The organism is Halomonas sp. ND22Bw (assembly GCF_003011945.1).
Classification (GTDB): domain Bacteria; phylum Pseudomonadota; class Gammaproteobacteria; order Pseudomonadales; family Halomonadaceae; genus Halomonas; species Halomonas halophila.
On record NZ_PXWD01000158.1, the window covers coordinates 1 to 458 of the forward strand.

Here is a 458-nt window from a genome sequence, read left to right on the forward strand (position 1 = left end):
TGATGGTCTGGGGAATGATGGTGATCGCACGCGGGGTGTCGACCAGGGGCGCGACGAACTCGGGGCTGACCGGCGCGGGCTTCTTGACCTGACCGTTGACGTCGATGGTCCCCAGATTGGCGGGCTGCTGCTGATCGGCCGTGGCGATCACGCCATCCGCGGCATCGGCGGCGAAAGCGGGGGCTGCGACCAGCATTCCGGCGGCGCTGGAGGCGAACAGAAGCGCACGGAGAGAGGCGGCGCGGGATTCGGACATTGTCTTGCGACCTTTTGGTCTGATTTTGCGATGCGGTCGCAATAACCAGCTTCAATATGTCGCACAAGGGAATTGCGAACAAATCGCATTCTTAATCAGCCGACCGCAGCCATCGTCCTCGGGGCCGGCGCCGCATCCAGATCCAGCCAGGTCGGATCGGGCATGGCGCGGTGCGCGGCGGCCAGGGCTTCGGACCAACGCC

1 protein-coding gene is annotated in these 458 nt (G+C 64.8%); it reads right to left on the minus strand.

Annotated features, from left to right (window positions below):
* On the minus strand, positions 1–256 hold a 256-nt coding region (locus CVH10_RS17460; RefSeq protein WP_219924754.1), incomplete at its 3' end, for a hypothetical protein.
* Between the last annotated feature and the right edge of the window lie 202 nt (positions 257–458).